The organism is Aquitalea pelogenes (genome assembly GCF_041914625.1).
GTDB classification, from domain to species: Bacteria; Pseudomonadota; Gammaproteobacteria; order Burkholderiales; family Chromobacteriaceae; genus Aquitalea; species Aquitalea pelogenes.
In genome coordinates this window covers 78144-100507 of sequence record NZ_JAYSDA010000014.1, presented here as the reverse complement: position 1 = coordinate 100507, position 22364 = coordinate 78144, and the positions used below count along the sequence as shown (strand labels likewise).

Sequence of the window (22364 nt, the reverse complement as noted above, 5' to 3'; positions counted from 1 at the left end):
AAATGTAAATAAGTATTTCATAATTTAATGTCAAGATTGTTGGCAGCCAGGTGTCCGCTGCCACAAAAGCGCTTGCGTTCATGCTTGGGGCATCACCATTTTCGCCAGGGGGGAAAAAATGAAATCCTTGCGCAGTAAACTTATTGTATTCAATGCCTTGCTGATGGCGGTGTTCGGGCTGGTGCTGGTGCTGATCGTATTCATCCAGATGCGCGGCGAAATCCTCAATGGCCTGAACCATGAATTCGACTCCGCGCTGAAAGGGCAGGGCAGCGTGGTGAAAACCTGGCTGGATGAAAAGAAACAGGAAATCGCTGCCCAGGCCGAGGTGGCCACGCAGGCCGATGCCCTGCGCTTTCTCAAGGTGGGCGCGCGGGCGGGCTTCAATGTCAATTACGCGGGTTTTGCCGATGGCCGCTCGGTGTTTTCCGATGACTGGCAGGCACCTGCCGACTACAAGGTCACCACGCGCGACTGGTATCAGCAGGCATTGGCCGCAGGCAAGCCGGTGGTGACCGAGCCCTATGTGGATGAAGCCAGCAAAAAGCTCACCATCACGGTGGCGGCGCCTATCTTGCAAGGGGGCAAGCCAGTCGGCGTGGCAGGTGGTGATGTGTTTGTCGACAACCTGGTGCAGTCGGTACTGTCCTTGAAAGTCAGGGGCAATGGCTATGCCTTCATCACCGACGGCAAGGGCACCATCCTCGCGCATCCGCAGGCCGGGCTTACGCTCAAGCCCATCAGCACGCTGGCACCAACGCTGGATGCTGCCCGGCTGGCCGAGCTGGCGGGCAGCCAAAGCCTGCAGCAGGTCGAACTGGATGGTCAGGACATGCTGTTATCGATACAGCGCATTCCGGGGAGTGACTGGCTGATTGGCCTCGCCACGCACCGTGCTGACATCCTGGCACCGCTCAATACCCTGCTGCTGACCGTGGCTGGCTTGAGTGCGCTGATTTTCGTGCTGCTGATTCCATTGGCCGGGGTGCTGCTGGGACGCATGCTGGGCGGGCTGGTGGCATTGCAACAGGCCATGCAGGATATTGCCCACGGCGAAGGCGACCTGACCCTGCGGCTGAAAATAACAGGTCAGGATGAAATTGCCGCCACGGCGACGGCATTCAACCAGTTTGTCGAGCAGCTGGGCAGGCTGTTCCGCGGGCTGCGCGACGATGCCAGCGGGGTTGTGGTGGGCGTGAGCCAGGTATCAGGACAGGTGGGCGAGGTGGCCGAGCGGGCGCGTGGTATTTCCGATATGTCCTCCGCCAGTGCGGCCACGCTGGAGCAGATTACGGTCAGCATTGCCCAGATTGCCGACCACGCGCGTGAAGCCGCGGTGCTGGCCACCCGTACCGGCCAAGGCCTGGATGCCGGGGCCAACGGCATGCATCAGCTGGCCAGCGGCATGGAAAGCACCGGCCAGTCGGTGTGTGCGCTGGAAGGCATGCTGGCCGCGCTGGAGCAGCGCTCGCAGCAGATTTCCGGCATTACCGAGGTGATTCGCGATATTGCCGATCAAACCAATCTTTTGGCGCTCAACGCTGCCATCGAGGCCGCCCGTGCCGGTGAACAAGGTCGTGGCTTTGCCGTGGTGGCCGACGAAGTGCGCAAACTGGCGGAACGCACGGCCCAGGCCACGGTGGAAATAGCCGGCATGGTCAGCGCCATCCGCACGGAAACCGGCAAGGCGGTGGACGACGTCCAGCGCACGGTGCATGTGGTGAATGACGGTGTGCAGCTGACGCGTGATGCGGTGGCCAATATCCAGTCCATCCGCCATTCCATGCAGGACGTGGTGAGCAAGATGTCGGAAATCTCCCATTCCACCCAGGAGCAGCACAATGCCAGTACGTTGATTGCGCAAAGCTCGGAGCAGATCAACAGCCGGGTGCTGGAGAACGATGACATGCTGCAACAAGCCAGCCATACCTTGCAGGGGCTGGCCGACAAGGCCGGACAAATGAATGGCCAGTTTGCCAAATTCCACTTGTAGGCTTTTACAATGGCGGGGCTGCTGATGTGCCGGATGCATGGCAGCATCGATCAGGAGCGCCGCCATGAACTTGTCCCCACTGGCCTTGCGGGCCGCCACCTTGTTGGCGGAACAGAATCTGCCCGCTGCCTTGCAGGCGGCGCAGGCTTGCTTGCAGGCCGAGCCGGACAATGCGCCGGTGTGGAATCTGCTGGGCGTCTGCGCGGCCCGGCTGGGGCAGGGCGAACTGGCCGAACAATGCTGGCAGCAGGCTTTGCAGCTGGATGCCAGCGTGGCCGATGCCCATTACAACCTGGGCTGCCTGTACGCTGAAAGTGGTCGGCCGGAACAGGCCGAACAGCATTACCGCGCCGAATTGCAGCGTCAGCCGGACCACCCGGCAAGCCTCGGCAATCTGGCCAGTCTGCTGGCCGATGGCGGCAGGCCGGATGCAGCGCAAGCTTGCTGGGAAGCATTGCTGCGCGTGCAGCCACACGATAGCACTGCTCTGGCCGGGCTGGCGCATTGTCATCAGCAGCGGGGCAACCCTGCTGCTGCCGAGGCTTGCTGGGAGCAGTTGCTGCAGCAAGACCCGCATCACCTTGTTGCCCTCAACAATCTGGCCCTGCTCCACCAGCAGCAACAGCGTTGGGCGCAGGCCGACAGCCTGCTGCAGCACGCCTTGCAACAGCCAGACCCGCCTGCGGAAATCTGGCTGAATCAGGCCAATGGCCTGTTGCTGCAAGGCAAGGCCGAAGCTGCGCATGCGCTGCTGCAGCAGGGCATTGCACACCATCCGGCAGCGGCGGCCTTGCACGACGCTTTGGGCATGGCCTGCAGCGAACTACGCCTGGCCGATGCCGCAGAGCAAGCCTTGTGCACGGCAGTGCAACTGGCTCCGCAGCAGCCGCGCTTCCGGCAAAACCTGGGCTATCTGCTGCTGTCGCAACAACGCTGGGACGAAGGCTGGCCGCTGCTGGAAGCCCGCTTGCAACGTACGCCGGGCAGCGCCGGTGTGCCGCAGATTGCCTCGCCGCGCTGGCAGGGTGAGGCACTGGCGGGGAAACACCTGCTGTTGTGGTTCGAACAGGGGCTGGGTGATGCGCTGCAATTCTGTCGCTATCTGCCCTTGCTGCAGCCTGCCCGGCTGACCGTGGTATGCCGTCCCGAACTGTTGCGCCTGCTGCAAAGCCTGCAACTGGATTATCCGGTGGACTGGCTAGCCATGCAGCGGCTGGACATGGACTTGCCCGCGCATGACTGCCATGTATTTGCCATGAGCCTGCCGCGCTGGCTGGCTGCCGACCCGGCCTCCGTGGCACCGGCCCGTTTTGTGATGCCGTCAGCCGCCAGGGCGCGGCCGGCTACGCGCCCTCGCAAGCTGGGTCTGGTATGGCGCGGGCATGCCCGTCATCCTTTCGACCATCACCGTTCACTGCCCGATGTGCGACTGCTGGAACCCTTGCTGACCTTGCCCGGTATGGAATGGACCAGCCTGCAATTGCCGGTGCAGGCCGCCGAGCAGCAATGGCTGGCCGGGTTTGCCAACTGGCAGGCAGGGGAAAACGGGCTGGATGATCTGGCTGTCACGGCGGCGGTACTGGGCGGGCTGGATGGCCTGGTGACGGTGGATACCGCCATGGCGCATCTGGCCGCCAGTCTGGGCTTGCCCACCTGGCTGCTCTTGTCTGCCAGCCACACCGACTGGCGCTGGGGCTGGCAGGGCGAAACCAGTGTCTGGTATCCCGCCATGCGCTTGCGCCGTCAGCAGGCTGCAGGGGATTGGGCCGGGCTGATCAGCCGTCTTGCTGCCGAGCTGGCACAGCCCGCAGCCTGATGTCTCAGCGACTGGCGGGCGACAGCCACTTGCCCGGGTTCATCAGTCCCTGCGGGTCCAGCAGCTGCTTGACCCCTTGCATCAGCTGCAAGGCAACCGGGTCCTGATAGTGTTGCAGCCAGTGGCCCTTGAGCTGGCCCACGCCGTGTTCTGCCGCCAGCGTGCCCTGATGGCGGTAGACCAGATCGTAAACAATGGCATTGACGCTGGCTTCGTCGGCGAACAGTTCCGCGTTGTCAGGCCGGGTGTAGCTGATGTTGTAGTGCAGGTTGCCGTCGCCGGCATGACCGAAAGCGATGATGCGCACGCCGGGAAAAGCGGCGCGCAGTGCTGCTTCGCATTCGGCCAGGAAGGCCGGAATGGCGGAACTGGGCACGCCGATGTCGTGCTTGATGCTGGCACCGTCGCGCTTCTGGGTTTCCGACATGGCTTCGCGCAGCTGCCACAGTTGCTGGCGCTCGGCTTCGCTGTGCGCCAGTACGCCATCGGCCAGCTGTTGCGTGCTCAGCCATTCCACCAGCTGTTGTTGCAGCAGATGACTGTCGCCACTGTCGGACAGCTCCATCAGCACCGCCCAGGGCTGGATGAAGGGCAACTGGCCCGGATGGTATTTTTCCAGCAGCTGCTGGCAGGGCTGCGACATGATTTCAAAGGTGGTCAGTCGGTCGCCAAAGGCCTGGCGCAAGGCGGACAGCAGGTCGATGGCGGCCTGGCTGCCATCCACACCCAGCCAGGCGGTGGCGTGGGCGGTGGGGCGCGGGAACAGTTTGAGCGTGGCGGCAGTAATCAGCCCCAGCTGCCCTTCCGCGCCGATAAACAGCTGCTTCACGTCCAGCCCGCTGGTGTCCTTGCGCAGGCCGGACAGCTGGTGCAGCACGCGGCCATCGGGCAGCACCACTTCCAGCCCCAGCGTCAGTTCGCGCATGGTGCCGTAGCGCAGCACCGCCAGCCCGCCGGCATTGGTCGACAGGTTGCCGCCAATCTGGCAGCTGCCTTCACTGGCCAGCGACAGCGGAAACAGCCGGTCCGCATCGGCGGCCAGTTGTTGCAGTGTGGCCAGCGTCATGCCGGCTTCCACCGTGATGCTGTTGTTGGCGGTGTCGATGGCGCGCAGGCGGTTGAGGCGCTGCATGGCCACCACCAGTTGCTGTCCGGAGCCATCCGGCGTGGCCGCACCGCAAGTCGAGGTGTTGCCGCCTTGCGGCACCACGGCCACCTGCTGGCGCTGGCACAGCTGCAGCAGGGCCGCCACTTCGGCGGTGCTGCCCGGCAACACCACGGCCAGGGGCTGGCCCTGATAGCGGCGACGGTAGTCCAGCGTATAGGGTGCGGTATCTTCCGGCCGGATCAGCACATGGGCCGCACCGACAATGGCTGCCACGGCATCAAGGAGGTGGGGCATTTCAGTCATGCTCCTGTTGCGCGCGCAAGGCATCCGGCAGACCGTCGTGTTTGCCCTGCAACTGGCCGGGGCAATCTTGCCAATGGCGGGGGCCAAGTGCGCTGTTGCGCGCCGGGTGCAGCGGGTAGTGCAACTGATTGTCTTCGCGATTACGGTCCCCTACGCACAGCAGCCGCACATCGTGCGCCGTGTTGTTGAGGAAGCTGTGGGCAATGCCACTGCCGGCTGGAAAGCCTACTGCATCGCCGGGCTGCAGGCGGTGCAGCACGCCATCCAGCCAGACATCCGGTTCGCCTTCCAGTACGTAGACGAACTCGTCTTCAGTCTTTTCGGCATGGGGCAAGGAGGTGCGGCGGCCCGGTGGTAGCAATTCGTGGTGAATGCCAATGCGTTGCAGCCCAAAAAAACGTCCCAGAGGTGAGCCGATGGACAGCAATTCGCTGCTATCCGGGTAACTGGCGTTGTCCGGCTCTTGCAGTTCGCGCCAGTGTTTGATGCAGGATGGCCGTTCCATCATCTGTCCTCTTGCTGATATCAGTCCGGAATTTCCGCGGCCATCAGCTCGTCCGGATGCTGCCAGCCGGGCAACTGGCTGATGCGTTCCAGCCAGGCAGCCACATGCGGCCAGCCGGCAATATCCAGCCCGGCATCGCCCAGCCACCACAGATAGGCGCTGGCCGACAGGTCGGCAATGGTCAGTGTGCTGCCAATCAGATAGGCATGACGGCTCAGCGTGCTTTCCAGCTCGTTCAGGTCCGCCTTCACCCTTTGTTCCAGCCAGGTGGTGACTTCGGCCGGCTGCGGGAAGAATTTGCGTGCCAGGCGCAGGTTGGGCAGGGAAAAGCCGATGCGATTGCTTTCCCAGCACAGCCATTCACGCACCAGCTGGCGCTCACCCGGCGCGCCATCCAGCCGGCCGTAACTGTCGGCCAGCCATTGCAGGATGGCATTGGACTGGCACATCGGCGTGCCATCGGCCACCAGTACCGGTACTTCGCCAAAGCGGCTGGCGGCTCGGAAGTCTTCCGGCCGCTCGGCACGTGGCAGGGCCAGGTCAACATGCACGTAGTCATGGGAAACATCGGCCAGCATCAGCGCCAGGCGTACTTTGTAGCTGTGTCCGGAAAAACAGTTGCCGTACAGGGTAAGAGTGGTCATGTAGTGAGGTCTTGTCGTGATGTTGATGATGCTTGTTCAGTTGCCGTGGCCAGATGCAGTGTCTGCGCCTGCGCCATTGTCGTCAACGGGCTTGACCCGTCGCCAGCCTGCCGAGGCCAGCCAGGCGGCAACAAAGGCGAAGGGGACGCAAAACAAGGCCGGATTGGCATAAGGGAACAGCGGGTGGGCATGGCCCAGCATGCCCACCCAGACTGCGGGTCCGGTCAGGATGCAAAGCAGGGCGGCCAGCATGCCGCCATAGCCGCCAGCCAGCACGCCGGCCACGCGCAGCCCAGGCCAGTACAGGCCCAGCAACAGTACCGGGAAATTGCTGGACGCGGCGATGGCAAAGGCCAGCCCTACCAGAAAAGCAATGTTCAGGTTCTGGAAGCTGCTGGACAGCAGCAGTGCTACCACGCCAAGCACTACACTGGCCAGCCGCGACAGCTGCCATTCGCGCTTGGGGTCGGCCTTGCCATGGCATAGCCACAGCGCGTACAGGTCGTGGCTGATGGTACTGGCACCGCTGATGGCCAGGCCGGCCACCACTGCCAGAATGGTGGCAAAGGCCACCCCGGCAATCAGTGCTTGCAACCAGTTGCCACCCAGCAGGCTGGCCAGATGCAGCGCCGCCATATTGCCACCGCCCAGCAGTTTGCCTGCCGCGTCGTGAAAGCGGCTTTCCGGAGCCAGCAGGACCAGCGCACCATAGCCAATGATGATGTTGAGGCAGAAGAACAGGCCGATCAGGCAGGTAGCCCAGCCAGCCGAACGACGTGCGGTCCTGCTGTCTGCCACGGTGAAAAAGCGCATCAGTACATGCGGCAGCCCCAGCAGGCCGAGGCTGAGCCCCAGCCCCAGCGATAGCGCCTCCACCGGATTGGCCAGTGATTTGCCTGGCAGCAGCAACTGGCCGTGCTCGATTTGTGCGACGCGGGCAAACAAGGCAGGTGCACTGAAACCGAAGCGGGACAATACACCTCCGGCCAGCACCAGTGCACACAGCAACATCAGCACGGCCTTGACCATCTGGATCCAGCTGGTGGCCAGCATGCCACCCAGCGCCACCTGCAGCACCATCAGCACGATGACCAGCCCCACCGCAAACAGATAGGGCAGGCCAAACAGCAATTGCAGCAATTTGCCTGCGCCAACCAGTTGCACGATCAGATAGCACACCGTCACGGTCAGCGAGCTGATGATGCCCAGCAGGCGTACGCGCGGGTCGTCAAAGCGACTGTTGAGCACCTCTGCCACGCTGTAGCGGCCCAGTGCGCGCAGCTTGTCGGCCAGCAACAGCATCAAGAGGGGCCAGCCGGCCAGCGTACCCACGGCATAAACCAGTGAATCGTAGCCCTGGCCCACATACATGCCGATGGCCCCCAGAAAGGCGGCGGCCGACAGATAGTCTCCAGCCAGTGCCAAACCGTTTTGCCAGGCAGGCAACTGGCCGCCGGCGGTATAAAAATCACCGGAGGAGTGGGTGCGTCTGGCCGCAAACAGGGTCAACAACAGGCTGGAGGCGACAAACAGCAGGAAAAACATACTGGCTGCCGTCATTCGGATTGCTTCCGCTCGCTGACGCCAACCTGCCACACGGTAATGGCCAGAAACAGTGCAAACAGCAGCAGGGCCAGCAAGATGCTGCGCGGCCAGCCCGCCACACTGCCCACTAACAGACCGGGGGCGCAGGCGATGAGCAGAAAGTAGCCCAGACAGCACAGCAGTATCAGTACGGCCAGGCTGCCGGGGCGGAGAATGCAAGACTTCATCATGAACGGTATCGCACAGGCTGAACGCAGCAGTGAGCCAGCGGACTGCTGCTGGCCAAAACTATTTTTGCCAGTAGGTTTTGACATTAACGAATTCGTACAGGCCGAATTCGGACAATTCACGGCCATAGCCAGACGCCTTCACGCCGCCAAACGGCAGGCGCAAATCGGAGCTGGTATGACGGTTGATGAACACACTGCCCACTTCCAGCTGGCGCGCCAGCTCCCAGCCATGGGCGGTATCAGCGGTGTAGATGGAAGCGCCCAGACCAAACGGTGTGTCATTGGCCAGCCGGATGGCATCGGCCTCGTCCCGTGCACGCAGGATGCTGGCCACCGGGCCGAATACTTCTTCGTGATACACGCGGCAGGACGCATTGACATGGTCCAGCACCGTGGCCGGGTAGAAAAAGCCCGGCGGAGGTGGCAGCTGTCCTCCCAGCAACAGGCTGGCACCCTGATGACAGGCATCCATCACCTGCGCATGCAGGGCTTCGCGCAGGTCACCGCGGGTGAGGGGTGACAGCGTGGTGGCCGGATGGCGCGGGTCGCCGGGGCGCAACTGGCTGGCAGCCTCGACAAAGGCAGAGACAAAGGCTTCGGCAATTTCCGGTACCACAATCATGCGTTTGGCCGCGTTGCAGCTTTGCCCGGCATCGCGAAAACGCGAGTTGACGGCATCTTGCGCCGCAGCTGCCACATCGGCATCGGCCAGCACGATGAAAGGATTGCTGCCGCCCAGCTCCAGCACCGTTTTTTTCAGATGCTTGCCAGCCAGACTGGCAATGATGCGTCCGGTATGGGTGGAGCCGGTAAAGGCCACGGCATCGCTGCGCCGGATGGCTTCTTCAACCAGTTCGTGATCGATCCAGGCAATATCCAGACAATCCAGCCCGGCTGCCCGGACCAGCTCCAGCAGCAACTGTGTGCACTGCGGCACCGAGGGGGCCGGTTTGACCAGGCAGGTGTTGCCCGCCATCAGGGCCGGTACGGCAAAACGCAGTAGTTGCCAGATCGGATAATTCCACGGCATCACGGCTAGTACACAGCCCAAGGGTTCAAATGCCACCCCGCTCTGGCTGGCCTGGGTGGGAATGGCTTGCGGTGCCAGCAGGGTGGGTGCCAGCTCGGCGTAATAGCGGATCAGCTGGGCCGATTTGTCGATTTCCGCCAGGCACTCTGCCGTGCGCTTGCCGACTTCCAGTGTAACCAGCGCTGCCAGTTGCTCGCGGTGTGCCTCCAGCTGGGTGGCCAGTTGCAGCAGGTGTTCGGCGCGTTGCGCCACCGAGAGCGATGCCCAGCGCGATTGGGCGGCTTTCAGGCGATCCAGGGTATGGTCGAGTTGGTCCCGGCTCCAGCCCGGACGGGTAAATACCACTTCTGCGGTGGCGGGGTTACAGCTGGTAAAGGCATTCATGGCCGGCAGGCAAAGGAATCAGCAAGAGCTGGGACTGTAACAAATCGCCCTGGCTTGTGACAGGGTTTTGTCATGTTTGCGCGCTGCGGTGCAGACAGCGCAAGCGGGCCGGGGGAGTGGACGCCGCCACATGCATCCAGACAAAAAAAGGGCCCCGTGGGGACGGGGCCGAATCTTTCAGGTGAGTGCATGGGTCAATCAAAAGAGACTTGCAGATAGAAACACCTCCTGCAATCACCCGGTTTGTACAAGCGCATGACTGCAATCGGTCTGGCGATTCTAACCAGCAGTTGCTGCGATGTTTACTGGCTTTTAGACGGTATCTACCGACTTGCCAGATGCTCATGTCACACCGGCAACCGAAGTCAGGCCAAGTTGCAGGCCAATCACGATGGCGTGGGTCCGGTTGTTGGCATTGAGCTTGCGGATGATATTGGCGACGTGGAATTTCACCGTACGCTCGCTGATGCCCAGAATGGTGGCAATTTCCCAGTTGGTCTTGCCATGGCTCATCCAGTGGAAAATGTCGAACTCACGCTGGGACAGCGGCATGGTGGCCGGTGCTGCCGGGGCCAGATTGGCCACCCGGCCTGCTGCCTGGCGCAAATGCAGCAACAAGGCATTCAGCATTTCCGTCAGCTGGCTGTCCTTGCCGATTTCACTGCCGGAAACCGACAGTACACACACCAGGTTCTGGCGCTCGGACAGTGCGCTGAAACTTACCCCGTTGCCCATGCCGATTGAATTGAGTTCCTGGATGAACTGCTTTTCCTGCTGCCCCTTGGCGCGGGAAAACTTGTCCGCCCAGTGAATGGGCCCCTGGCCCATGACCGAGCGCAGGATGGGGTCACAACTGATGTAGTTGTGATCCATGTAATGGGATACCCAGTCTTCGGGAAAACTGACATTGACCACCTTTTCCACCCGCTGCAACTGCTGGTGCTGGTTGATGCGCCCAAGGGTAATCACCATGTGCTTGGTGGGCAGTTGGGTCTGCAGGTGGTCCAGATAGAGTTTGAATTCGTTTTCGGTTTCTATCTGCCCTGCATCGTGTATCCACTCCAGCAGGGTTTTCTGGCTGGATGGGGTCAGGTTGGCCGGTAGTGGCTGTGTGAACGGAAGCTTGTTGTGCATGATGACGTGACCTTCATATTCGGGTGGTCAGGACGGTGGTCCGCTTCTAACGTTCCAGCGTTAATCATCAAGAGGTGGCTCCGTGACATCGTGCCTGGCTCCATTGCGATGGTTGCTGGTTGATCTGGAGTGTATTAAGCACTTGGCAAGTGAAACCAGTGGGCAGAATGCCAAGTAGAGCGATCGGCATGCTGAATAAGTAATTTCTCTGTACTTGCTGGGATTTGGAGGAAATTTCTGGCTGTTTTGAACGGAATTTCCGGCAATCAAGTCGATTCCTGGATGGCTTGTCGCATCTCTTTCCGTGCAGCCTGCGTTACGGGGATGAATGCTACCCGCATCGCTCTTGATCAAAAGCATGGTGAGTGGAGGGCTGACGAGTGCAAGATACCGGTACGCAGTCATGACATGACCAAGGACTGCGCAGGGAGAGGGGGGTAGCTGATTGCACAATCTTGATCAAAAGGCTGTTGCCAAGCCCGTTTTCCCTGCTATCACTTGATGGATACGCTTGGAAATTTGACGTGAAACTGGGTGTTTATTTTTGAAAGTGAAGCCTGATTCTGCGCTGCCTGGATGGGCAGACCGAACCGGTTTGTGAAATTTGAAACAGATTACTGGTATTTCAGCGCGGAAAGGAAAGTCAAACTTCATTATTCACTGGAACTGGTGTACGCTTTTTAAAGAAGAACTACTTAATAATGAAGCTGGCAAATCATGTGGCTGGGGCGGGGATGGTCTTCATCAAAGCAGCCGTATGGGTTTAATGCCGCTCAGGGAACGTTTCTGCTATGGATACTTTAAAAGCTTTGATGGTCTTCATGACCACCGCCGAGAACGGCAGTTTCTCGGATGCTGCAAGAAAACTCGGCGTATCGCCGGCGGCTATCAGTCAAAGCATTGCCCGACTGGAGCAGGAGCTGGAGGTGCGTCTGTTCAACCGGACCACCAGACAGTTGACGCTGACCGAGGATGGTCGTCGTTTCTATGCCCAGTGCCGTGGACCGGTGAACAACCTGGATTCGGCCATCAACCAGCTCAAGGCCAGTCGTGACGAGCCGGCTGGCCATCTGCGCGTGAGCATGCCCAACTCTTTTGGCCGTCGTTTCATTCTTCCCATCATGGGCGAATTCTGCGAACGCTATCCCAAGGTGCGGGTGTTTTTTGGCCTGGACGACCATTTCAGTGATTTGATCGAAGATGGTTACGACGTTGGCGTGCGTATCGGCATGATGCCGGATAGCCGCATGGTGGCGCGCAACCTGGCGCAGATTCCGCAGTATGTGGTGGCGTCGCCCGAATACTGGGACAAGAACGGCCGCCCGGAAACGACCGAAGAATTGAGCAATCATGATTGCATCAACTTCCAGTTTCCTACCTCCGGCCGGCTGTACAAGTGGGAATTCGACCGCCGCGGCGAGCGCATTCCGCTGGAAGTGACCGGCACGTATACCCTGAACGAGATGGAAGCCGTGTGTGAGCTGGCACGTCTGGGCATGGGTGTGGCACAGCTGCCGGGGCACGAGGTGGTGCACCTGATTCGCAGTGGCGAGCTGGAGCCGGTACTGACCGATGTGGTGTCGCTGGAGCGTTCCATTTACATCTGCTTCCCGCATCGCGACCACATCGCGCCGCGTACCCGCGTCTTTGTGGACTTTGTGGTGGAGAAGCTGGCGGATCATCCGGATATCATGGCGGATCTGCCGGGGCTGGATTTGTCCGCCAAACGCAAGGCAGCGGCGCAGCTCATGGGCTGATGCCAGTCTGTTTGCTAATAAACAAAGCCCGGCATGTGCCGGGCTTTTTGCTGTTTGTCTGTCAGACCCGTTTACACGGCCATGAAGCGTTGCAGCGGTGTGGCGCTCCAGTCCACGCTGTCCAGCAGGTTCTTCACGATCAGCCCCAGCTCGGTATCCCCTTCAATCACCAGTTTGCGGTTGAAGAACAGGGTGTCCGGGTCTTCTTCGCGCAGCATCATGCGGGCAAAGTCGGCCAGGTTGGCCGCCAGGCGCAGGTCGGGTTCTGATGGGGTGCTGTCCACGCTGAAACGTGCGTCGTCTGCGGTGAAGCGCAGGTGCATGTCGGCATCCAGAATATGGACTTCAAAGCTGTGCCCGGCCAGCAGGCTCATGTCTACCGGCAGGATGTCGCGCTTTTTCAGTTGGTTCAGCGTGGTGACCAGCGCCCAGCAGGGCGGTGTGCTGGGCAGTTTGCCCAGTATGCTGGCCAGCTTTGCCGGCAGGGTCAGGTCAGGAATGTGCATGGCTGGTTTCTCCTATGGCGCTGATGCCGGCACTGCCGCGCCAGTAACCGTCCACCAGCAGGCTGTCGGAATACGGGCTTAGGTCCACTTCGCCGGTAGTGCGTGATTCGATGGCAGCAACAGCCTGCTGGTAGCCCTGTACTACCTGGGCCGTGTGTTGCCACTGCGGGCTGATGCGCAGGGCGGTAATGCCCATGGCGCTGATGTCAGCCAGGTGTGGCAGCAGGGACTGGCAGCCGTCGGACATGGTCTGGATGCCGTTGATGGTGAGGAAGGCCTGTTGTTCGCGCGTGTTCAGGCGCAGGCCGTCCGGGTGCTCCATGCAGCGGAACTGGCAGTCGTCCTTGGACAGGTTGTAATGCCGCGCGGTGAAGCAGCGCGCGGACAGTGCCAGTGGCAGCCTGCCCCAGGCAAACAGCTCGGTTTCGATCTGTACGCCATTGAACGCCGCCTGACCCAGCACGGCAGACAGGGTGTCACGGTCCATTTCCACCGGTGGAATCCAGCGCCGCGCGCCCAGTGAGCGGATCAGCGCCAGGGTGTCGGCGTTGTAGATATTCAGGTGATGACCGGCAACAAAGGGCTGGCCTTGTTGCTGCGCCAGCCGGGCTGCGCCCAGATCATTGGCTTCCAGCTGCAGTTCGCCGTTTTCCACCAGCTTGCGCAGGCGGCGCAAGTCGGATTCGCTTTCGATCAGCGCCTGGCTGGACAGCACCACCTGGCGTCCGCTCTGGGCCAGTTCGCGTCCCAGGCTGATCCAGTCCTGGCCGCGCAATTGCTGGCGGCGCGAGCAGACCGCCTCGCCCAGATAAATGGTTTCCAGCGGCCAGTCGGCGGCCTCGCTGTAAAAGCGCAGGATATCGTCGCGGGACCAGTAAAACAGTACCGGGCCCAGTGTCAGTTGCAATTTTTTCATATCAGGCCTGCTTGTGAGGCCGGCATGGCAGCTTGCCCGCCGGCACACGGTATGTCATTTCCAGGGCCGGTTGTAGGCACCCAGCGTCTGCTGCTGGCCTTCCGCCAGCTTGGACAGGGCCTGGGTCCAGGCGGGCTTGACGGCAAAGCGCTGCTTGTCCCGGCCTGCGGCATCCAGCGCCTCGCGCAGGGTGCGGGTGACCTGGGCCACGTAGGCCGGGCTGCGCTGGCGGCCTTCCACCTTGATGGCGGCCACACCGATGTCGATGATCTGCGGCAGCATGCTCATCACGTTCAGGCTGGTGGGTTCTTCCAGTGCGTAGTAGGTATCGCCTTCCACCTCAAAACGGCCTTTGCACAAGGTGGGGTAGCCCGCCGGTTCGCCCTGCTGGTATTCGTCGATCAGGATGCCGTTCAGCCTTGCTCCCAGTGCTTGCTGGCCATGTTCCCAGCGCACGAACTTGGCGGGCGAGCACACGCCATGGCTGTTGGGTGATTCGCCGGTGGCATAGCTGGACAGCAGGCAGCGGCCTTCCACCATCACGCACAGGCTGCCAAAGCCGAATACCTCGATTTCCACATTGGTGTGGTCAATCACTTGCTTGACCTGGTCCAGCGTCAGCACGCGCGGCAGGACAGCTCGGCGGATGTCGAACATGTCCTGGGCCAGCTTGATGGCTTCGTAATTGGTGGCGGAGCTTTGCACCGACATGTGCAGGCGCAGGTCCGGGTAACGGTCGCGCGCGTATTTCATCAGGCCGATGTCGGCCAGGATGATGGCGTCCACGCCCAGTGCCGCCCCTTCGTCGATGGCGCGATGCCAGCGGCTGATGTCACCGCCCTGGGCATAGGTGTTGATGGCCAGCAGCACCTTGCGGCCATGCTGGTGCGCGTAGTGGATGCCTTCGCGGGCGGTGCGGTCGTCAAAATTCAGCCCGGCAAAATTACGGGCATTGGTATCGTTTTTCAGGCCGAGGTAGACGGTGTCGGCACCGTTATCCACGGCTGCCTTGAGGGCAGGCAGGCTGCCCGCCGGACAAACCAGCTCCGGCAGGGGGCGTGTGGCAGGCATGATGGCAAAATGTCGGCAATTGAAACCGCCAGACATTAGCAGAGCGTTGCAGCGCGGGACTTGTTCTGGGTCAAGTCGCCGGGATGGTGTGGGGCTGGGCGTGGCCGGGATGGCACAGGCCATCCCTCATCCGGGAGTCCGGGTCAGAACGGCAGCACCAGCTTGGTCTTGGCCACCAGCACGATATACGCCACCACCAGCAGCGCACAGAGCAGGGCGATGCTGCGTATCTGCTTGGTGCGGCCGCGCTTCAGCGCAATGGTACCCAGCGCCACATAAGCCAGCAGGCCGGCTATCTTGGCCAGCAGCCATGGCGTTTGCAGCAGCGGCCAGGCGCCCACCACCACCAGGGTGATGCCCAGTGCCAGTAGCGCGGTATCAATTACGTGCGGCAGGATGCGCAGCAGCTTGCTGGCCAGGATTTGCTGTTTGTCGGCCAGCATCAGCCCGCCACGCAGCGCGAACAGGGTGATGGTGAGATAGGCCATGCCCATGTGGGCGTGTTTGAGAATCTGGTAAGTGTTCATGCCTGCGTCTGCCATTTATGCCTTCTGCATGGGGTGATGAGGGCCAAAGGCTGATGGTACACTGAAGCCTTCGTTTCATCAGCGTTCCCGACCATGCTTTTTCTCTATCAGTCCAATCGTCTGGAGCAATTGGGCCAGCTTTATGCCGCCATGTTGCAGGCACAGCCGCTGAGTGACCCGTTTGCCGCCGAAACGGTGATCGTGCAAAGCCGGGGCATGGGGCGCTGGATGACGCTGGACCTGGCGCAGCAATGCGGCATTGCCGCCAATACCGACTTTGTCTTGCCCGCTGCCTTTGCCTGGCGGCTGATGCAAAAGGCCATTCCCGGCTTGCCGCGCAAGTCATCGTTCAGCCCGGAAGTGCTGAGCTGGCGCCTGATGGAACTGCTGCCCACCCTGCAAGGCGAGGTGTTTGCCCCCTTGCAGCGCTATGCCGCCGGTGGCGAGGCCGCCGCGTTCGAGCTGGCCGGCAAGGTGGCCGATATTTTCGACCAGTACCTGGTGTTCCGCCCGGACTGGATCCGCGCCTGGGAAGCCGGAGAACGACTGGACCTGGGCGATGACGAAGCCTGGCAGGCCGCGCTGTGGCAGCAACTGGCAGCACAGGACCCGGCCCGTCACCGCGTACGCATGCTGGATGAATTCTTTGCCGCCTTGCGGCCGGAACACCTGCCGGAGCGCATCACCCTGTTTGGCATTGCCAGCCTGGCACCGATGTATCTGGCGCTGATCAAGCGGCTGGCCGAACTGACTGATGTCTGCCTGTTCACCCTCAACCCCTGCGAAGCTTACTGGGGCGATATTGTCGATAACCGGCGCAAGCTCAAGCTGCGGGAAAAGGGCGATCTGTTCGCCACCGAAGGCCACCCGCTGCTGGCCTCGCTAGGCAAGCAGGGGCGCGACTTTTTCGAGCTGATTGCTGCCGATGCCGAGCTGGACGCCCGGCCCCTGTTTGCCGAACCGGCCGGTGACAGCCTGCTGGCGCGCTTGCAGCGCGACATCCTGCAATTGCAGATGCCGGGTGAGGATGGCCAGTGGCTGGCGGCGGAAGACGGCTCGGTGGAGCTGCATGCCACCCACGGTCCGATGCGCGAACTGGAAGTACTGAAAGACCGGCTGCTGGCCATGCTGGCGGAAGACCCCTCGCTCAGTAGCGCCGACATTGCCGTGCTGACACCGGACATCAACAGCTATGCACCGTATATCGACGCGGTGTTTGGCAAGCGCGACGATGCGCCCAGCCTGCCCTATGCCATTGCCGACCGGCAGGTGGAGCGGGAGGAACCCTTGCTGGCCGCCATCGGCACGCTGTTGCAGTTGCTGGATTCCCGCTTTGCTGCCGATCAGGTACTGGCCTTGCTGGACAGCCCGGCGCTGTTGCAACGTTTCGGCCTGCAAGCCGAAGACCTGCCCTTCATCCAGGACTGGGTCCGGCAGAGCGGCATCCGCTGGGGCCGGGATGCCGCGCACAAGGCGGCACTGGGCCTGCCGGCCGACCCGCTGTTTACCTGGCGCTGGGGGCTGGACCGCCTGCTGTTGGGCAGCATCCTGCCACCGGCCATGGCCGGGGATGACAGCGGCCTGTTTGCCAACCTGCTGCCGCAGGGTGGCGCGGGCGGGCAACTGGCCGAGGTGCTGGCCCGTTTTGCCAACTGTTATGCCGTGCTGGATGAATTGGCGGTCAGCTGGGCCACGCCAGCCAATGCCGCCGACTGGGCCCTGCGTCTGCTGGAAGGCATTGACCGGCTGTTTGCCGTGGATGACGAAGGCGAAGCCGCGCTGGGTGTGGTGCGCGATGCGCTGCAGGAACTGGTGGACGATGCCGCCATGGCCGGTTTCACCCAGGCCTTCAGCCTGCCGGTATTGCGCGACTGGCTGCAACGCAAGCTCACCATGGCCTCGCCGCTGGGCTTTTTGTCCGGTGGCGTCACCTTTTGCGCCATGGTGCCGATGCGTTCCATCCCCTTCAAGGTGCTGTGCCTGATCGGCATGAATGACGGGGCATATCCGCGTGACGAGCGCCCGGTCAGCTTCGACCTGGTGGCCCGCCACCCGCGGCGGGGCGACCGTTCACGCCGCTTTGACGACCGCTACCTATTTCTGGAAGCCATCCTGTCGGCCCGCCAGCGGCTGTATCTGTCCTATGTCGGCCTGTCCGCCCGCAATAACGAGCCGCTGCCGCCCTCGGCGCTGATTGCCGAACTGCTGGACTGCTTCAAGGCCATGTGTGGCGAAGCCGCTGCGGTACAACTGCTGGTGCGACATCCCTTGCAACCGTTCTCGCCGCGCTGCTACGACGGTAGCAATCCCCAGCTTGCCAGTTTCGACCCAAGCTATGCTGCCGCACTGGTGGCACCGCCAGCCCAGCCGCAGCCCTTTGCCTGCGTGCTGCCACCCTTGCAGTCGCTTGCGGTGGTTCACGTCAATGACTTCATCCGCTTCTGGAAGAACCCGCCGCGCGCCTGGCTGGCCGAGCGGCTGTCCATCCGCTTGCAAGGACAGGAAGAAGAACTGCCGGTACGCGAACCCTTCAGCGTGGACCGCGATGCCAGCCGCACCATGCGCACCCAGCTGGTACAGCGCATGCTGGAAGGCAAACCGGTGGCACCGGTGCGCCAGCGTCTGGTGGGGGCCGGCTTGCTACCACCCGCACAACTGGGGCAGGCCTGGCTGGGCAGCGAAACCGCCAGCGCAGCGCGTCTGGCGCATCGCTTGCCTGCTGTGCTGACCGAAGCCACCTTGCCGCCGCTGCCCATCAGCCTCACCCTGCATGGCACCACGCTGGCCGGGGAACTGGGCGGGCTGCGCCCGGAAGGGCAGATCCGGCTGGTGATTGGCAAGATGAATGCCGCCGAACGGCTGGAATGGTGGCTGACCCACCTGCTGCTGTGTGCCACCCGTCCGGCAGGCATTGCCTGCCAGTCCATGCTGTACGACGACAGCGGCCATTACCGGCTGGATGACGAAGCGGATGCCGCCGGGCTGCTGGAAGCCTGGGTGGTGCGCTGGCAGCAGGGCCAGCAACAGCCATTGCCCTTCTTTGGCCGCACCAGCTGGGCCTATGCCGAACAGCTGTTCAAGCAGAACGACGCTCCGCAGCTGGCGCTGGAAAAGGCGCTGGACAAGTGGGACCCCAGCTTTGTCGGTGACTTTGCCGCCCCGCAATGTGAAGAACCGGTCAACCGGCTGGTGTTCCGTCACCAGGACCCGCTGGCCGATCCGCTGTTTGCCCAATTGGCAGAAACCCTGTTGCTGCCGCTGGTGGCCAGACTGGAGGGGCAGGCATGAGTCTGCAAGTACTGGACGCCCTCAACTGCCCGCTGGCAGGCGTCAACCTGATCGAAGCCTCGGCGGGTACGGGCAAGACCTGGACCATCGCCGCGCTTTACCTGCGTTTGCTGCTGGAAGATGTGGACGGCGAAGCGCCGCCGGGCATCGACAGCCTGCTGGTGGTGACTTATACCAAGGCCGCCACTGCCGAGCTGCGCGAACGCCTGCGCCAGCAGCTGAGTGATTTTCTCGAAGTATTGCAGGACCAGCCGACCAACAACCCCTTCTTGCAGGCGCTGGCGGCCCGTTTTGCGCCGGGCAGTGTGCGGGAACTGGCCATGCAGCGCTTGCAAGCGGCCATCAGCGGTTTTGATGCCGCCGCCATCTACACCATTCACGGCTTCTGCCAGCGCGTGCTGACCGACGCGGCGTTTGAAAGCGGGCAAACCTTTGCTGCCGAACTGGTCAGCGATGACGACCGCCTGCTGGTGGAAGTGGTGGACGATTTCTGGCGTCAGCGCGTGGTAACCAGCCCCTTGCTGTCGCAGGTGCTGGCCGAGGCCGGGGAAACACCCGATGGCTGGCTGGCAGAAATCCGCCCCTGGCTGGCCAAACCCTATTTGCAGCTGGTGCAGCCTGCCGCGCATGATTTGCAGCAGGCCTTGCAGCAGGTGGAACAGCACTGGCATACGCTGGCCGCCGACCCGGCCACCATCCAGGCCGGGTTTGATCTCTTGCTGGCAACGGCAGGTTTCAAGGCCACCAGTCACAGCCCGGCCCAGCTGGAACGCAGCATGGACGAGCTGCAACAGTGGCTGGCCGAACCGGACAGCCTGCCCATTATCGGCAAGGATGCGCTCAAGCAACTGACCCGGCTGACCCCGGCCGCGCTGGCCAAGGGCATGAAGAAAGGCTTTGTCGCGCCTGAGCATGCATTGTTCCAGCGCATTGGCGACTGGCTGGAGGCCTGGGACGGCTATCTGGCCCAGCTGCAACTGTCGCTGGCGGGCCTCAAGCTGGAACTGATTGACTGGGTCAACCAGGAGCTGGCGCGCCGTCGCAGTCAGGAGCGGGTGCGCAGCTTTGACGACCTGCTCACCGAACTGGGCGACGCGCTGGCCGACCCGGTTGGCGGCGCACAGCTGGCTGCGGCGGTGGCGCGCAGCTTCCGCGTGGCGCTGATTGATGAATTCCAGGATACCGACCCCATCCAGTACAGCATTTTCCAGCAGTGTTTTGCCGTGCAGAAGCGGCCGCTGTTTCTGGTGGGCGACCCCAAGCAGGCCATTTACAGCTTCCGCGGGGCGGATATCTTTGCCTATCTGGACGCCCGCAGCGACGCCCCCAGCGCCCAGCACTACTCGCTGGATACCAACCGCCGTTCCGACGTGCCGCTGGTACACACCGTCAACCAGCTGTTCAGCCGCACGCGTCCGTTCCTGCTGGATGAAATTGCCTACCAGCCAGTGCAGGCTGCGCCCAGCTCCGGTGCGGTACTGGAGGTGGACGACGATGATGCCGCATTTACCGTGCTGTGGCAGGAGCCGGAAACCGACAAGCCGCTGAACAAGGACAGTGCCGCCCGAGCCAGCGCGCAGGGTTGCGCCCATGAAATTGCCCGCCTGTTGACGCTGGCCGGACAAGACCGGGCCGCCATCATCAAGAATGCCCAGCGTCGTCCGCTGCGTGGCGGTGATATTGCCGTGCTGGTGTCCACCCACCGCCAGGGCGACCAGATGCGCCAGGCGCTGGCCGAACGCGGCGTGCCCAGCGTGGCGCTTACCCAGGAAAGTGTGTTTGCCAGCCGGGAGGCCGGTGAGATGCTGGCCCTGCTGCGCGCCTGGGCCGAGCCGGCCAGTGAAAGCCGCCTGCGTGCGGCACTGGTGACCGAGCTGTACGGGCTGGATGCCACTTCATTGCTGGCCGACGTGGAAGACGAAGCGCGCTGGGAGGCCCGTTTGCTGGCCAATGCGGCCGATCATCAGCGCTGGCTCGAACATGGCTTCATGCGCGCCTGGCGGCAGTTCATGGCGCGCGAGCAACTGGCCGTGCGCCTGCTGCCCTTGCCCGATGGCGAGCGGCGGCTGACCAATCTGTCCCATCTGGCCGAGCTGCTGCAAAGCGAAACCGACCGCCGCCATGGCATGGCACCCTTGCTGGCCTGGCTGGAGGGCAGGGTGGCCAACCCGCCAGGCGGTGAAGAAGCCATGCTGCGGCTGGAAAGTGATGCCGCGCTGGTGAAAATCGTCACCATCCACACCTCCAAGGGCCTGCAATACCCGGTGGTGTTCTGCCCTTATCTGTGGGATGGCGCGCTGGAACGACGCAATACCAGTTTCTGGCGCTACCGTGCCGCAGAACGCGCCATGCTGGCACCGGACGTGCTGGCCGATGCCGCCGTGCGTCAGCAAGCCGCCAGTGAAATGCTGGCGGAAAAACTGCGCCTGCTCTACGTGGCGCTGACCCGTGCCCAGCACCGGCAATACCTGGCCTGGGGCTGGGTGAAGGACATGCACACCGCCGCGCTGTCCTGGTTGCTGCATGCGCAGGATCGCCCCGACCTGGCTGCGCTGCGCGAGCTGGAACTCACCGCCGCCCAGCTAGCCAGCCAGCTGGCTACGTGGCAGCAAGCCCTGCCGCAAGCCATGACATTGCGCGCGCTGGAGCAGGGGCTCAACCCCTTGCCTCTGGCGCAAGACAGCCGGCAGGACTATAGTGCGCGCCTGTTCGAGCGGACGGTTTACAGCCCTTGGCGAGTGGCCAGCTTCACCTCGCTTGCCCACGGGCAGAGCGGCAAGTCCAGCGAGCGACCCGACCACGACAGCACGCCGCAGCAAGTTGTGCCAGCGCAGGAAGATGCGTTGCCGCCGGACAGCCCGTTTGCCTTTCCGCGTGGCGCGCGCGCTGGTACTTGCCTGCACGCCATGTTCGAAAACATCGACTTCGGCATGGCTGATGAAGAACTGCAGGCCCCGGTAGCCGAGCAATTGCGACGCCATGGTTTTGCCGAGCAATGGCAGCCAGCCGCCATGCAGTTGCTGCGCCAGACGCTGGATGCCGAACTCGACCCCGGCGTGCGCCTGTCGGCGGTGCCTGCCGGACAAAAACTGGTGGAGATGGAATTCACCCTGCCGGTGCGGCAACTGGACGTGGCCGCCCTGCGTGCGGTACTGGCCGACCCTGCCCATGGCCTGGCCGAGCCGCTGCGCCAGGCCGCAGCGGAGCTGGATTTCCACACCGTGCGCGGTTATCTCAAGGGCTTCATCGACCTGGTGTTTGCCGTGGACGGCCGCTTTTATCTGGTGGATTACAAGTCCAACCACCTGGGCAATCAGCCGGACGACTATGTCCCGGCGCAACTGGTGCAGTCGGTGGCGCGTGAACATTATTATTTGCAGTACCTGATTTACTGCGTGGCGCTGCGTCGCTATTTCAGCGCCCGCCAGCAGGATTTTGTCAGCCGCTTTGCCGGGGTGCGTTATCTCTATCTGCGCGGCATGGGGCAGCCCGGCATGGGGGTGTGGTGCGACCAGCCTTCCGCCAGCCTGTTGGCTGCGCTGGATGATTTGCTGCGTTGACGGGAAGGGGTTGAAGGGAATGGGCATTGCCTTGCCATTGGCATGGA

Annotated in this window: 16 protein-coding genes; 5 read left to right on the top strand and 11 right to left on the bottom strand. The window is 62.4% G+C overall.

What is annotated here, in order from left to right:
• Positions 1 to 118 precede the first annotated feature (118 nt).
• The gene (locus tag ACE3SE_RS12710) at positions 119 to 1993 is read left to right on the top strand and encodes a methyl-accepting chemotaxis protein (RefSeq protein WP_374555756.1); all 1875 of its coding nucleotides are present in this window, start codon (positions 119 to 121) and stop codon (positions 1991 to 1993) included.
• A gap of 64 nt (positions 1994 to 2057) precedes the next feature.
• Positions 2058 to 3809, top strand: a complete 1752-nt coding sequence (locus ACE3SE_RS12705) for a tetratricopeptide repeat protein (protein WP_374555754.1) — start codon at positions 2058 to 2060, stop codon at positions 3807 to 3809.
• A 4-nt stretch (positions 3810 to 3813) separates the two neighbouring features.
• Here ACE3SE_RS12705 and ACE3SE_RS12700 read toward each other — a convergent pair whose 3' ends face one another.
• From ACE3SE_RS12700 to ACE3SE_RS12670, 7 genes are all read right to left on the bottom strand, one after another.
• A complete protein-coding gene (locus ACE3SE_RS12700; RefSeq protein WP_374555752.1) occupies positions 3814 to 5211 on the bottom strand; it encodes an FAD-binding oxidoreductase in 1398 nt (465 codons plus the stop codon).
• Position 5212: 1 nt separating this feature from the next.
• On the bottom strand, positions 5213 to 5728 hold the full coding sequence (locus ACE3SE_RS12695) for a cupin domain-containing protein (RefSeq protein ID WP_374555750.1): 516 nt from the start codon (positions 5726 to 5728) through the stop codon (positions 5213 to 5215).
• A gap of 17 nt (positions 5729 to 5745) precedes the next feature.
• Positions 5746 to 6369 carry a glutathione S-transferase family protein gene (locus tag ACE3SE_RS12690; protein ID WP_374555748.1) on the bottom strand — a complete coding sequence of 208 codons (624 nt, stop codon included), beginning with the start codon at positions 6367 to 6369 and terminating at the stop codon, positions 5746 to 5748.
• 36 nt (positions 6370 to 6405) lie between these two features.
• Positions 6406 to 7929: a sodium:solute symporter family transporter gene (locus tag ACE3SE_RS12685; protein ID WP_374555746.1), complete on the bottom strand. Its 1524-nt coding sequence runs from the start codon at positions 7927 to 7929 to the stop codon at positions 6406 to 6408.
• On the bottom strand, positions 7926 to 8144 hold the full coding sequence (locus ACE3SE_RS12680; RefSeq protein ID WP_374555744.1) for a hypothetical protein: 219 nt from the start codon (positions 8142 to 8144) through the stop codon (positions 7926 to 7928). Before ACE3SE_RS12680 ends, ACE3SE_RS12685 begins: the two co-directional genes overlap by 4 nt.
• Positions 8145 to 8202: 58 nt before the next feature.
• Positions 8203 to 9558, bottom strand: a complete 1356-nt coding sequence (locus ACE3SE_RS12675; protein ID WP_045846713.1) for an aldehyde dehydrogenase family protein — start codon at positions 9556 to 9558, stop codon at positions 8203 to 8205.
• Positions 9559 to 9900: 342 nt separating this feature from the next.
• A complete protein-coding gene (locus ACE3SE_RS12670) occupies positions 9901 to 10692 on the bottom strand; it encodes a helix-turn-helix transcriptional regulator (protein WP_045846712.1) in 792 nt (263 codons plus the stop codon).
• 791 nt (positions 10693 to 11483) lie between these two features.
• On the opposite strand from ACE3SE_RS12670, the gene ACE3SE_RS12665 reads away from it, so the two are divergent.
• Positions 11484 to 12449, top strand: a complete 966-nt coding sequence (locus ACE3SE_RS12665) for a LysR family transcriptional regulator (RefSeq protein WP_045846711.1) — start codon at positions 11484 to 11486, stop codon at positions 12447 to 12449.
• Positions 12450 to 12520: 71 nt separating this feature from the next.
• Here the strand turns inward: ACE3SE_RS12665 and ubiT are convergent, their stop codons facing one another.
• From ubiT to ACE3SE_RS12645, 4 genes are all read right to left on the bottom strand, one after another.
• Positions 12521 to 12955, bottom strand: a complete 435-nt coding sequence (gene ubiT / locus ACE3SE_RS12660) for a ubiquinone anaerobic biosynthesis accessory factor UbiT (RefSeq protein WP_374555741.1) — start codon at positions 12953 to 12955, stop codon at positions 12521 to 12523.
• Entirely contained in the window at positions 12942 to 13871 is a 930-nt protein-coding gene (locus ACE3SE_RS12655) for a U32 family peptidase (RefSeq protein ID WP_131357604.1), read from the bottom strand. The genes ubiT and ACE3SE_RS12655 overlap by 14 nt, the downstream gene beginning before the upstream one ends.
• Before the next feature lie 54 nt (positions 13872 to 13925).
• Entirely contained in the window at positions 13926 to 14942 is a 1017-nt protein-coding gene (gene ubiU / locus ACE3SE_RS12650; protein WP_045846743.1) for a ubiquinone anaerobic biosynthesis protein UbiU, read from the bottom strand.
• 143 nt (positions 14943 to 15085) lie between these two features.
• Positions 15086 to 15469, bottom strand: a complete 384-nt coding sequence (locus ACE3SE_RS12645) for a SirB2 family protein (RefSeq protein ID WP_374555739.1) — start codon at positions 15467 to 15469, stop codon at positions 15086 to 15088.
• Between the two features lie 93 nt (positions 15470 to 15562).
• Here ACE3SE_RS12645 and recC point away from each other — a divergent pair, with 93 nt between their 5' ends.
• Both recC and recB read left to right on the top strand, forming a co-directional pair.
• Positions 15563 to 18757 (top strand): exodeoxyribonuclease V subunit gamma, encoded by a 3195-nt coding sequence (gene recC / locus ACE3SE_RS12640; RefSeq protein WP_374555737.1) that lies wholly within the window; start codon positions 15563 to 15565, stop codon positions 18755 to 18757.
• Positions 18754 to 22317 (top strand): exodeoxyribonuclease V subunit beta, encoded by a 3564-nt coding sequence (gene recB, locus ACE3SE_RS12635; RefSeq protein WP_374555735.1) that lies wholly within the window; start codon positions 18754 to 18756, stop codon positions 22315 to 22317. Before recC ends, recB begins: the two co-directional genes overlap by 4 nt.
• The last annotated feature ends 47 nt before the right edge of the window (positions 22318 to 22364 follow it).

Excerpts from the sequence above, each read along its gene's own strand:
- ACE3SE_RS12710 (WP_374555756.1), top strand. The coding sequence starts at position 119 with ATGAAATCCTTGCGCAGTAAACTTATTGTATTCAATGCCTTGCTGATG.
- ACE3SE_RS12705 (WP_374555754.1), top strand. The coding sequence starts at position 2,058 with ATGAACTTGTCCCCACTGGCCTTGCGGGCCGCCACCTTGTTGGCGGAA.
- ACE3SE_RS12700 (WP_374555752.1), bottom strand. The coding sequence starts at position 5,211 with ATGCCCCACCTCCTTGATGCCGTGGCAGCCATTGTCGGTGCGGCCCAT.
- ACE3SE_RS12695 (WP_374555750.1), bottom strand. The coding sequence starts at position 5,728 with ATGATGGAACGGCCATCCTGCATCAAACACTGGCGCGAACTGCAAGAG.
- ACE3SE_RS12690 (WP_374555748.1), bottom strand. The coding sequence starts at position 6,369 with ATGACCACTCTTACCCTGTACGGCAACTGTTTTTCCGGACACAGCTAC.
- ACE3SE_RS12685 (WP_374555746.1), bottom strand. The coding sequence starts at position 7,929 with ATGACGGCAGCCAGTATGTTTTTCCTGCTGTTTGTCGCCTCCAGCCTG.
- ACE3SE_RS12680 (WP_374555744.1), bottom strand. The coding sequence starts at position 8,144 with ATGATGAAGTCTTGCATTCTCCGCCCCGGCAGCCTGGCCGTACTGATA.
- ACE3SE_RS12675 (WP_045846713.1), bottom strand. The coding sequence starts at position 9,558 with ATGAATGCCTTTACCAGCTGTAACCCCGCCACCGCAGAAGTGGTATTT.
- ACE3SE_RS12670 (WP_045846712.1), bottom strand. The coding sequence starts at position 10,692 with ATGCACAACAAGCTTCCGTTCACACAGCCACTACCGGCCAACCTGACC.
- ACE3SE_RS12665 (WP_045846711.1), top strand. The coding sequence starts at position 11,484 with ATGGATACTTTAAAAGCTTTGATGGTCTTCATGACCACCGCCGAGAAC.
- ubiT (WP_374555741.1), bottom strand. The coding sequence starts at position 12,955 with ATGCACATTCCTGACCTGACCCTGCCGGCAAAGCTGGCCAGCATACTG.
- ACE3SE_RS12655 (WP_131357604.1), bottom strand. The coding sequence starts at position 13,871 with ATGAAAAAATTGCAACTGACACTGGGCCCGGTACTGTTTTACTGGTCC.
- ubiU (WP_045846743.1), bottom strand. The coding sequence starts at position 14,942 with ATGCCTGCCACACGCCCCCTGCCGGAGCTGGTTTGTCCGGCGGGCAGC.
- ACE3SE_RS12645 (WP_374555739.1), bottom strand. The coding sequence starts at position 15,469 with ATGAACACTTACCAGATTCTCAAACACGCCCACATGGGCATGGCCTAT.
- recC (WP_374555737.1), top strand. The coding sequence starts at position 15,563 with ATGCTTTTTCTCTATCAGTCCAATCGTCTGGAGCAATTGGGCCAGCTT.
- recB (WP_374555735.1), top strand. The coding sequence starts at position 18,754 with ATGAGTCTGCAAGTACTGGACGCCCTCAACTGCCCGCTGGCAGGCGTC.